The sequence below is a fragment of the Stenotrophomonas sp. STEN038 genome (genome assembly GCF_056759895.1).
In genome coordinates this window covers 71,905-82,910 of record NZ_JBRRDW010000018.1, presented here as the reverse complement: position 1 = coordinate 82,910, position 11,006 = coordinate 71,905, and the positions used below count along the sequence as shown (strand labels likewise).

Below are 11,006 nucleotides of genomic sequence, written 5' to 3'. Positions count from 1 at the left end.
CCCCCCCCCCCAATGATATTCCCCCTCCCGCGGTCATTCGTTTACCGGGCCGCGGGCGGCGGAACCCACAGAACTCCCCCCCCAAACCGCGGGCCCCCGGGGGGGCGCCCCCCCACCCCCCCCCCCCACCCCGGTTTCCGCATTCAACTACAGGGCAGAACGATCAGTGACGAACACCGGCAGCGGCACATCCAGCACTTCAGCACTCAGCCCGCGCCCGGCCAGGAAACCGGCGATGTTGTCGGCGATGGCAGGGTTGCCTACCCACATCTCGTTGTCATGGCTTGCACCGCGCACCAGCAGCTCCTTGCCCTTGCTGAAACCAGGCAGCAGCGCCTGGGCATTGGCATGCGGGGTGCGGCCGTCCAGCGTGCCGCTGATGAATAGCACCGGCACGTCGCTACGCAGTGGCGCACGGAAGGCCTCACCCAGGTCCAGCATGCCCAGGCCATCAGCAACTTCCGGGAACGGGAAGTTCAAGGCATCGCCGAGCAGGCTTTGGCGTGCCTGTGCCGCGGCCAGGGCGCGCCGTTGCGGGCTCTGCCCGGAGGCCACATCCATCGCCGTCGGCATGGCGCGCCAGCCGCCCAGGCCCTCACGCACCATCAAGGCGATGGCACCGAGCAGATCGTAGTTGCCGGCCTCGGCCTCACGCAGTGCCAGCGGCAGCATGCGCTGGGTAGAGCGGCGGCCGATGGCGATCGCTATCGCCATCTGCGCGTCGAACTCGCCGATGGTCACCTTGCGGCCGTCATGCATCGGGCTGCTGCCCTGCCCCGGCTGCTGCCGCAACTTGGCCAACACGCGCTGCGCCGAGCCCTGCAGATCCTCGAAGCCGTCCTTCCTGGCGATGACCGCCAGGTCAGCCAGCAATGCGTCGGCCGTCAGCGGCAGCTTGAGCGTGTCGTCCGGGCCTTCGCTGCCCATCAACACCACGCGCTCCAGGCTGTCCGGATGGCGGCGCACGGTGGCCAGCGCCAGATGCGTGCCGTAGCTCATGCCCCACAGGCTCAGCTTGGGCAATGCCATCGCCTTGCGCAGGTACTCGATATCGTCGGCGCTCTCGGCGGTGGTGTAGGCGCCCATATCCACCCCGGCGTCTTTCCAGAACGCAAGGCAGCTGACCAGTGCGGCCTTCACTCCGACCAAAGCCGCGTCACGCTGCAATGGCTGGGCGTCGTCGAACTTGTGCTCGTGCGGGCACTCCGGCGGCATTTCGGAGAAGTCGGTGCCGCGTTGATCAAGCAGCAGCACATCGGTCTCGCGGCGGACCCGATCGAACACCGGCCAGCGCGGGCCCAGCGCGGTGCCGAAGCCCGACCCGCCCGGGCCACCAGCCAGATAGACCACCGGTGCGCTGCGACCATCGCCACCGGTCGCCGGCAAGCGCACGACGCGCAGGCGGATACGCGGCCCGTTCGGCTCACTGTGGCGACGTGGAACCTCGAGGAAGGCCTCTTCGGTGGCGATGGTGCCGTTGCTCTTGGTCTGCATTGCATAGGGCGCAAACACCAGCGGCGCAACCGAGTCCTTGGCCAGCACCGGCGAGGCACAGGCCAGGGTCAGGCACAGCACCAACAAGCGAGCGGTACGTCCCAGCTTCCCCTTGCCGGCCACAAGCACCCCACCAGCAACGTGTCGATGCGTGGCGGCAAGCGATGCGTTTGCAGGAGCCGCCAAGAACGGCAGGCAAGGACGGCAATCACTGGAAACAGACAGAAAGTTGTTGGACATGGCGGGCTCCGACTGGATGGGAAGATGGGCGTTGCCGTGGCCTCTGCAACCCGGAGAAACCTCCCGGTGCCCTTGCCACGGAGCCAGCATCCCTCCCTCAACGGTGCTTGCGGCGCGCGCGTCCGCCGAACAGCTCCAACTCACCGCCCAGCGTCTCCATGCAGCCGATACGATAGGCCCATGCCGATCCTACGAATCCTGAGCGTCCTGGCCGTGCTGGTCTTCGCGGTCGCCGCGTGGCTGGCCGTGCTGCTGCGCGACGTCAACAGCGTGCAAGTGCTGAGCGGAGAGATGGCGCCGGCCAGCGTTACCGCGAGCGGCGGCCTGCCGACCTCGCCGCCCGCGGACACCGACTGGCAGCCAATCGATCAACAAAGGTTGGCCAGCTGGCGCGGCCCGTACTGGCTGCGCTGGCAATCGCCCGCATCCACGCAGCCGGACGATGGCGGCCGCGCCCTGCGGCTGTCCTTGCGCGGTGCCAGTCAGCTCTACTGGAACGGCCGGCCGATGCTGGGCAACGGCGTCGTCGGCACCAGCGCCGAGCAGGAGCAGCCCGGCCAGGTCGACATCACCCGCGTACTGCCAGCTTCCTCGCCCACAGGCACGGATGAACTGCTGGTACTCGCATCCAGCCACCATCAGCAGTTTGGCCTGTACAGCGCCGATGCCCTGGTTGCGGTGGCGCCGGCCGTAGTGTTGTACCAGCGCATGGTCCTGCCCTGGCTGATCGCTGCCCTCGCTACCGGTGCACTCGCCGCAGCCTGCCTGTACTTCCTCGCGTTGCAACGCGGCCGGCCGCAGATGCCGGGTGGGCGCTTGCTGCTCGCCCTGTGTGTAGTGGGCATTGCACTGCCGGTGATCGAAGGCTGGCGACCGTTGCTCGGCTACCTCTACCCGTGGCACGGCCTGCGCCTGTATGCACTGCTGGCGATGCATGTGGCAGCGGCCATGCTGCTTCCCGCCTACCTTGCGCGACGTTTCCGCGTTGCCGTGCCCAAGGGCCTGGGCATCGCCTACGCGGCCGCATTGGTGATCACTGCCGTGCTGCTGCCCAGCTTCGACATCCGCTCGGCGGTGGCGTTGTTGCTGAGCCTGCTGGCCTCGGCCGCGCTGCTGCTGCGCGCCAAAGGCGAGCGCGACGAACGCTGGCCGATCCTGGCCCTGCTGCTGGCCGGAGTACTTGCCCTGCTGTTCGCCCCGGGCGCGTTTCTTGATGGCCCCTACTTCCTGCTGCTGGCGGTGCTGGTGGGCTTCCTGCTGCTGTGCCATGCGGCGCAGGTCCGCGACCTGGACCTGCACAACGCACGCCTGCGCGAAGAGCGTGCAAGCCTGTCGCTGCAGTTGCTGCAGCGAGGCATCCAGCCACATTGGCTGATGAACACCCTCACCTGCCTGCAGGAACTGATCGAACAAGCCCCGGCAAAAGCAAGCTGCTTGGTCGAATCGCTGGCCGAACAGTTCGACCGCTTGCGCGAAAGCAGCAGTCGCCAGAGTGTGCCGCTCAGCGAAGAGCTGGCCCTGTGTCGCAACCACCTGGATATCGTCGGCCAGGCCCTGGACCAGCCGATGACGCTGGAGGTGGATGCCAACGACCTGCAGCTGTCGCTGCCCCCCGGCGTGCTGCATGCACAGGTCGAGAACGCCCTGACCCATGCCGGCGCGGTGGCCTGCGCGCAGCGACCGTTCCGCCTGCGCGTGCAACGCGACAAGCAACACTGGGTGCTGGAACTACGCAGTGCGCGTGGTTCCGCACCGCACCGTGGCCAGGGCACCGGCACCCGCTATATCGAGGCCAGCCTGGCCGCCTCCCACCCCAACCGCTGGCACTACAGCCAAGGCGCCGATGGCGACGACTGGTGCAGCCGTATCGAACTCACATGCGCATATTGATCGTCGAAGATGAGCCGCTGGTCCGCCAGCGCCTGCTGCGCTTGTGTAGCGAACTGGCCGGTAGCCGCGCGCGCTTCGATGCGGTAGCTGACCTCGACGCTGCCGGCGACCGGCTGCAGCGCAGCGTTTACGATGGACTGCTGCTGGACCTCAACCTCGGCGGCGAGGATGGCTTTGACCTGCTGCGCCGCGCCGTCGCCGGCCGTTATCACTGCGTGGTCGTATCGGCCCATCGCGAGCGCGCCCTGCAGGCCTTCGAGCACGGCGTGCTGGATTTCGTGCCGAAGCCCTTCTCGCGTGAGCGCCTGGGGCAGGCCCTTGAACGCCTGCTGGATGTCGGCCGCTACAGCTCGGGCCGCGCGCGTTACCTTGGCATCTGGCGCGCACAGGGCACCGCCCTGGTCGAACTGGCCGATGTACAGTGGATCCGCGCCGATGGCGACTACAGCGAGCTGCGCATGCGTGACGGGCGCAGTGAATTGCACGACAAATCATTGGCTGGGCTGAGCGCCGTGTTGCCGCCGGACTTCATCCGCTGCCACCGTTCCTATCTGGTCAACCTGCGCCACATCAGCACCCTGCATTCGGGAAGTGGCAGCCGCTACTGGCTGGTGCTCAACGGTGGTGCTGAGCTGCCGGTAGGACGTGCCCATGTGGCCGGTTTGCGGCAGGCACTTGCGCTTGAATGAACCAAGCGATGCATTGAAGCGGGCAGACTCCGTAGCCCGGGCAAGCGCAGCGCACCCGGGAACTTGCAGAGCGTCATCAAACCGCGTGCCCAGGCAATCTCTGCAACAGGCACATCAGCGCCCTAGCCGATTCAACCATTCCCCCGGGTGCGCTGCGCTTACCCGGGCTACGTGGTTCCGCTGAAGAGCCGGGTACGCTTGCCCGGCAATGTAATCCCCGCCGCCTGCTCAAGGGCTCTGGGACGTTGAACGCGCCTTGCTCAAGGCATCCTCGAAACTCTCCTTGTGCTCGTCCACCAGGCGGGCGAGCAGGTCAGGGTCCACGAATGCATCCTCATCGCCATCGGTGCGTCGCGCCTGCCGCTCGAGGATGCCGGTGGTATCGGGATGGCCGCTCAAGACGATGTCTGCCTGCATAGTGCCAAGCTTTGCAAACGTCGCGCGGAAGTCCTCGACGATCGTCGGATAGCTGCGATTCCCAACCAGCGTATTGCCGGCAACGGTAATGCTGCACAGGAACAAGACCTCGCGCGGCGTGCCACGGTCATTCACGGTCATGCTCCAGCTGGTGCAACCGGCGGTGTGCCCCGGAGTGAGATGGGCCGTCAGTTCGATATCACCAAGTCGCAGCTTCTGCCCATCACTGACAATCTCATCCAGCTTGATTGGCTCGAAGGGTTGGATGCCGTAATTGTTGTCGCCCTGGTTCCTGCCGTTCTCAAGCGCCCAGCGGTCGCCAGCGCTGGCGGCGTAGCGCGCACCGGTGTCGCGTTTGAGTGCTGCCATCGCGCCGACATGATCGGCGTGGGCATGGCTGCTGAGCAACAACCGCACATCATGCAGCGGCACCCCAAGGCCTTCGATGTTTCGCTCGATCTGATCCGCATTGGCAGCAAGCGGAGCGTCGAGCAGGATCGCCCCCTGCTCCGACACGATCAGGTATGCCGCCAATCCCTCGCTGCCTACGTAATAGATGTTGTCGACGATATGAAACGGTTTGATCGGTGTCGTCCAGTCTGCGGGCGGTCCAGCCCACGCCGCCGACGACGCTCCAGCAAGCACCATTGCCGCCACCCGCAATCTCCTGCGAATCCCTTGCTTCTGCATCATCTCTGCGCCTTGTCCGGTTGGTGCAGGAACTGTGCGCCGTAGAGAAAAATGCGACAAATGCGTAGAACTGGGTCGAGGCATGAGTTTTTCTGGGCCTTCGCTCATCTGCACGCAGGCCGGCACGATACGTGCCAAGCACCTCGCCATCCGGCAATGAACGGCCGGCGTTCGCCGCGCACCGTAATTGCGATTCTCCGGTCTGCAATTTTTACGGCGTTTTCATCGCTACGTATCACCACCAAGCCGAGCCCAGCAGTATCTTCGCGTCCATCCGCCCCGAGAAGCCACAATGATCCGTCGATCCTTGTCCCTGCTGCTTCCGTCCCTGTTTGCGGCTGCAGCGCTGTCGGGCTGCGACGCTCCCGACAAAGCAACCACCGTTGTCGACAAGGCCCCGGCAGCAGATGCCAATGAAATCCCGTTGTTCGACACCTTCGGCGACCTGCACCGCGACATAGGCAGCAAGGTGCCACTGGCACAGCGCTACTTCGACCAAGGGCTGCGCCTGGCCTATGGATTCAACCATGAGGCTGCCGGGCGCGCATTTGCCGAAGCCGCGCGCTTGGATCCGGCATGCGCAATGTGCATCTGGGGCCAGGCCTTGGTGCTTGGGCCAAACATCAATCTGCCAATGGATCCGGCAGCCGCCAAAGATGCCACGGCATTGGCCGCACGTGCTGCCTCCCTTGCCACTGGCGCGCGGCCTGTCGATCAAGCGCTGATCCAGGCGCTACAGAAGCGTTACGCCGACCCAGCACCGGAGGACCGCAAGCAGTTGGATCGCAACTACGCCGATGCGATGGCTGGGGTGGTCGCTAAGTTTCCTGAAGACGATGATGCCGCAACGATGTACGCGGAGGCCTTGATGGATCTCTCGCCATGGGCCTACTGGCAGGAGGGCAAGCCCGCAGAGTTCACCCAGGCATTGGTCAGCGAACTGGAGCGCGTGCTGGCGCGCAACCCGCGCCACATCGGTGCGATGCACTATTACATCCACGCCATGGAATCCTCACCCGAGCCCAAGCGTGCCGAGCCCTACGCCGATGCCTTGGCTGCACTGGCGCCCGGATCCGGACATCTGGTGCATATGCCTGCGCATATCTACATCCGCGTTGGCCGCTACCACGACGCAACCCTCACCAATCTGGCCGCAACCACCGCCGACAAGGATTTCCTGGCGGTCTGCCGTGGCAGCAATGGCGTCTATCCGTTGGGATACGTGCCACACAACTGGCACTTCGCCACGATGACCACGGGACTGACCGGCTCGCGCACGCTGTCCATGCAGGCCGCCAAACAGACGGCCGATCGTGCGGACCGCGCGGTCATGGGCGAGGCGCCGATGCAGTTCATGCAGCAGTTCGTGGTGGCACCGCTGCTTACCCAGGTCCGCTTCGGCGATTGGGACGGCATTCTCGCCGATACCAGCACCGCGCCTGAGCTGCCGTATCCGTCTGCGATCCGCCATTTCGCCCGCGGCATGGCGCACGCACGCAAGCGTGCGTTTGACGATGCGGCGCGCGAGGCCCAAGCCCTGCATGCCATTACCACCGATGCGGCGATGACGCAGGTCAGCTTCTTTGACATCAACCATGCCGACAGCGTGCTGCGCGTGGCCGATGCACTCCTGCGTGGCGAACTGCTACGCGCGCAGGGAAAACACAGCGAAGCGATCACCGCCCTCCGGGAGGCTGCAGCCGCCGAAGATGCCCTGGCCTACAACGAACCCGCCGACTGGCAGCTGCCGGTGCGCCCCTACCTGGGTGCCGCGCTGCTGGAGACAGGTGATGCGAGATCCGCAGCCGAAGCCTTCAATCAGGACCTGAAGACCTATCCGGCCAATGGCTGGTCGTTGTTCGGGCTGGCGCAAGCACAACAGGTGTTGGGCCAAGCCGAAGCGGCGGCGGAAACCAAACGCCAGCAAGCAGCAGCCTGGCAATGGGCAGACGCGCCGCTGGCAGCTGCGCGCTACTGAGCCACGAGCGTTGGCCGCGACGTGGCTGCATCCACATCCGGCTGCAGCTCGGCCATCGCCGCCAGCGCAGCCGTCTCACGCTGCTGCCATTCGCCGCGCAGCTGGCGGAAAGGAATCTGCCGGCTGCCAAGCTCACGCAGATACCAGGCATGCTGCCAGCGCCGGAACGCTTCGTCGCGGCGGGTACCGTCCTGCACGAATGGAACATCAGGGTCGCACAGCAACACCAGGTCATAACGACGTCGCGACAGCTCCAGCAAGCACGGATCGGCGCGACCAAACATCACCTCGGCGTACAGCAAGGTAGTCAACGGCGAGGTGTCGCAGACCAGCCAGCCGGTGGCGGCGCCCAGCAGATGTTCCTCGCGCGCCACCTGGGTCTGCGCGATATGCAGCAGGTCCGTCTCCTGCAGCTGGCCATCCTGCGCCTCCCATAGCTCGCGACCATATTCGGCCGCGTAGACACTGTTGCAGCGCATGGCCAGTGTCCGGGCCAGTGTTGATTTCCCGGTGGATTCACCGCCCAGCAACACCACCCGGCTGACGAAATCGCGATACACCTGCGGCGCCAGCTGCTGCCGTTGCGCATGCAGATCCGCACGCACTGCAGTGCCCGATACCGGCACGCTGCGCCTTGCGGGATCGACCTCAACATGCAGCACCGCGCGGCCGCCATGCAGTTGCTGTTGCTGCGAAAGCACTGCGGCGAAACCGGGGCCGTAGTCCTCACTGGTGAACACCAGATCCACCTCGCGTTGGATCACCTCGCGCAGCAGCCAGGCCATGAAGAAACGATGCGTCTCGTCATCCGCATCGTTGTCCGGCAGGCACTGCACAGCCAGCCCCAACCGTTGGCAATGTGCGGCAAGGCGGCTGTCATCGAGCACCCAGCGATCCGCATCCGGATACAGCGCTTGCAGCCAGGCCTCACGTCGCGCGGGCGCCATGCCGGGAAACTCGGGCTTGGTGTAACTGACCACGACCAGCTGATCGCAAGCGGCCTGCGCATGATCCAGCAGCAACTGGTGCCCGCGATGCAGCGGGCAGAACTTGCCCACCACCAGGCCGACCCGCAGCGTGCTCACGCAGCCCGGCCCTGCTCACGCCACAGCCGGCGCCAATGCCGCCACGCCAGCCAGGCGTTGATCCAATACGCGGCATACAACACGGACGTCAGGGTGAGCCCGCGCGAGGCGTACAGCGGCACCGCGATGGTATTGACCAGCACCCACACCGGCCAGGTCTCGATGCGCCTGCGCATCAGCAGCAGCTGCGCCAGCACCGACAGGCACAGCACCGAGGAATCGGCGAACGGCGCGTAGGCGTCGGTGAACCGATGCAGCACCAGCCCGTAAGCGGCGCCGGCCAGCAGCGCAGCGGCGCCCATCAGCAGGAAGCTGCGCAACGGCGTGCGTTTGATCGGCAATGCCGCATGGCTGGCGCTGGCGTGCCAGTTCCACCAGCCAAACATGCTGGCCACGACGAAGAACACCTGCAGCAGCACATCGGCGTACAGCTGGGTATGCCAGAACAGCAGGCCGAACAGCGAGCAGCCAATGATGCCCGTCCACCAGGTATGCACGCTGTTGCGCGCCGCACACAGGATGGACGCAGTGGCGAAAGCGTTGGCGGCGATTTCCAGTGCGGTCATGCGCCCTGGCCTTCGTTGAGATCGGTGGTGTATTGCAGCACTTTGTCCTCCACGTGCATCAGCACGACCTGCACCGGCAGGCCGTCCAGGGTGTGTTGCAGGGCCGCTTGCGCCTGCTGTGCGTAACCGGCCTCGGCGGCTGGCAGATGCAGGTTGACGCTGCCGTCGCCCTGCTGGTGCACACGAAAACGCGACAGCGGCAGCGCCGCCAAAGCGTGGGTCAGGTCGATGTTGTTGATCCAGCGGCCACTGCGGGTGCGGTAGCGTACCGGTCGCCTGCCCTGCAGGTCGACAATCATCGGCACATCGCCGCACATCGCCAGCGCGCCACGGTCGCCAGTGCGGTAGCGCAGCAGCGGCAGGCAGAAGTTGAAACCACCGGTCAGGGTGATCTCACCGACCTGGCCATCGGCAACGGCACGACCGGCATCATCCAGCACTTCCACATACATGCCCGGCTGCAGCAGCACGTGACCACCGGCGGCGGCATCATGCACCGCCAGCGGACCGGCTTCGTTCATCGAATAGATGTCCAGCACCGGGCAATCGAATTGCTGTTGCAGCATCTGCCGCAAACCGGGCGACAAGGCCATCGAGACCGACAGCAACGCGCGTGGCCGGTGGCTCAGTCCCAGCTCCAACAAGGTGGCGAAGGAGATCGGATCCCCGGCGATCACTTCCGGCTGCAGCGCATCGATATAGCGCGCGCGGTCATCGGGGTGGCGCCACTCGTCCGGATGCAGGTTGATCTTGGCCAGCCCGGACTCGTCCATGCTCGGCGTCACCGATACATAGGTGAAGCAGCGTTGCTGCATGCCCAGCAGCATCACGCCCATCTGCCCACGCCCATTGCGCAAGACCACGCCTGCGCGTGCCAAGGCACGCTTGTGGTACGCCAGATAGCGACCGGCCACGACTGGATGCGATGGCAGTACCAGCGGGTGGCCGGTGGTACCGGTGGTGCGGAAGTTCATCATCCGTTGCAGCGGCACCGGATCCGGCACGAACTGGGCGATGTCGGCGGCCAGGTCACCGCGATGGGTGGTGGCAATGTCCTCGAAACATGTGGCGCGACCACGCGCGCGAAAGTATGGAACCTGCGCGATCACCTCATCGACGAAGGCTCCCAACCACGGCGGAGGTGAACCCGGCTGCCACTGGAAACCAGCGCCAAGGATGCCGTGCTCATATGCGCGCAGCTGCTGCACTTCCTCGGCGAGCAGCCGATTGCCGCTCTGGTTGCGGTAGCGCGGTGCCGCCGGATGCTCACGCATCCGTTGCAGCATCGCCCTGCCCGCTTCGCTCAGGGTGGGATAGCGCTCACCGTCGTGCGGGTCTTGATTCACTCGCGCGGTCACTCGCGCGTCCATTTGTCCGCCGATTCCTCGGCGGCCTTGCGTGCCAGCGCCTCGCGGATGGCACGCGCGCGCGCTTCGGCAGCGCGGCTGGCTTCCAGCAGGCGACGGCGTTCGACACTGCTGACGCTGGCCAGGCGATCTGCTGCCTGTGCCGCGGTTTCCCCTGCGGGCAGCAGGCCAAGGCGCGCGATGGCGGTACGCACCAGTTCCTCGCGCCGGTCCGGGTCGTGCAGGTAGCGATTTACCGCGGCTTCCGCTGCCAATGCGGGCACCGCTTCGGCAAATACCGGCAGCAGCGCCTCGCGCGGGAAGCGCAGCGCGTGCCAGGTCTCATCGGCAAGCAGCCAGGCCATCACCGCGGACAGGCTCAGCTGGTTGGCGGTGACCGCTGCCAGGTTGCCGGACAGGCTGGCCTGCAACGCAGCAGGCAAGGCGACGCCGTGCAGCGCCAGCACGTCGTTGACCACGGCGGCGACCTGCAACTGCCCGTCGCGGCCACGCCGTGGCGGATCGAGGAAGTCCGGTGGGGTATCGATCAGGCGACGCAGCAGGGCGTCCAACGCGGCGCTGTTGCTCATGGTGGGTTCCGTAAGGTGTTC

9 protein-coding genes are annotated in these 11,006 nt (G+C 65.8%); 3 read left to right on the top strand and 6 right to left on the bottom strand.

The window, feature by feature from the left end; genetic code table 11:
- Positions 1–147: 147 nt before the first annotated feature.
- Complete coding sequence (locus ACVOLS_RS09620) at positions 148–1,734, bottom strand: alpha/beta hydrolase (protein WP_481545465.1); 1,587 nt, start codon at positions 1,732–1,734, stop codon at positions 148–150.
- 180 nt (positions 1,735–1,914) lie between these two features.
- Between ACVOLS_RS09620 and ACVOLS_RS09615 the strand changes: the two genes are divergently transcribed.
- Both ACVOLS_RS09615 and ACVOLS_RS09610 read left to right on the top strand, forming a co-directional pair.
- A complete protein-coding gene (locus tag ACVOLS_RS09615) occupies positions 1,915–3,624 on the top strand; it encodes a histidine kinase (RefSeq protein ID WP_481545464.1) in 1,710 nt (569 codons plus the stop codon).
- Entirely contained in the window at positions 3,612–4,313 is a 702-nt protein-coding gene (locus ACVOLS_RS09610) for a LytR/AlgR family response regulator transcription factor (protein WP_481545463.1), read from the top strand. Before ACVOLS_RS09615 ends, ACVOLS_RS09610 begins: the two co-directional genes overlap by 13 nt.
- A gap of 228 nt (positions 4,314–4,541) precedes the next feature.
- Here the strand turns inward: ACVOLS_RS09610 and bla are convergent, their stop codons facing one another.
- Entirely contained in the window at positions 4,542–5,558 is a 1,017-nt protein-coding gene (gene bla, locus ACVOLS_RS09605) for a subclass B3 metallo-beta-lactamase (RefSeq protein WP_481545462.1), read from the bottom strand.
- A 154-nt stretch (positions 5,559–5,712) separates the two neighbouring features.
- Between bla and ACVOLS_RS09600 the strand changes: the two genes are divergently transcribed.
- A complete protein-coding gene (locus ACVOLS_RS09600; RefSeq protein WP_481545461.1) occupies positions 5,713–7,398 on the top strand; it encodes a tetratricopeptide repeat protein in 1,686 nt (561 codons plus the stop codon).
- On the opposite strand, the gene ACVOLS_RS09595 is transcribed toward ACVOLS_RS09600, so the two are convergent.
- From ACVOLS_RS09595 to ACVOLS_RS09580, 4 genes are read right to left on the bottom strand one after another with little or no spacing between them, the layout of a single operon-like run.
- The gene (locus tag ACVOLS_RS09595; RefSeq protein WP_481545460.1) at positions 7,392–8,483 is read right to left on the bottom strand and encodes an AAA family ATPase; all 1,092 of its coding nucleotides are present in this window, start codon (positions 8,481–8,483) and stop codon (positions 7,392–7,394) included. The genes ACVOLS_RS09600 and ACVOLS_RS09595 overlap by 7 nt on opposite strands.
- Positions 8,480–9,049, bottom strand: coding sequence for a nicotinamide riboside transporter PnuC (gene pnuC, locus ACVOLS_RS09590; protein WP_481545459.1), 570 nt, complete (start codon positions 9,047–9,049; stop codon positions 8,480–8,482). The genes ACVOLS_RS09595 and pnuC overlap by 4 nt, the downstream gene beginning before the upstream one ends.
- Entirely contained in the window at positions 9,046–10,419 is a 1,374-nt protein-coding gene (locus ACVOLS_RS09585; RefSeq protein WP_481545458.1) for an AMP-binding protein, read from the bottom strand. The genes pnuC and ACVOLS_RS09585 overlap by 4 nt, the downstream gene beginning before the upstream one ends.
- A complete protein-coding gene (locus ACVOLS_RS09580; protein ID WP_481545457.1) occupies positions 10,404–10,985 on the bottom strand; it encodes a hypothetical protein in 582 nt (193 codons plus the stop codon). The genes ACVOLS_RS09585 and ACVOLS_RS09580 overlap by 16 nt, the downstream gene beginning before the upstream one ends.
- Positions 10,986–11,006: the final 21 nt, after the last annotated feature.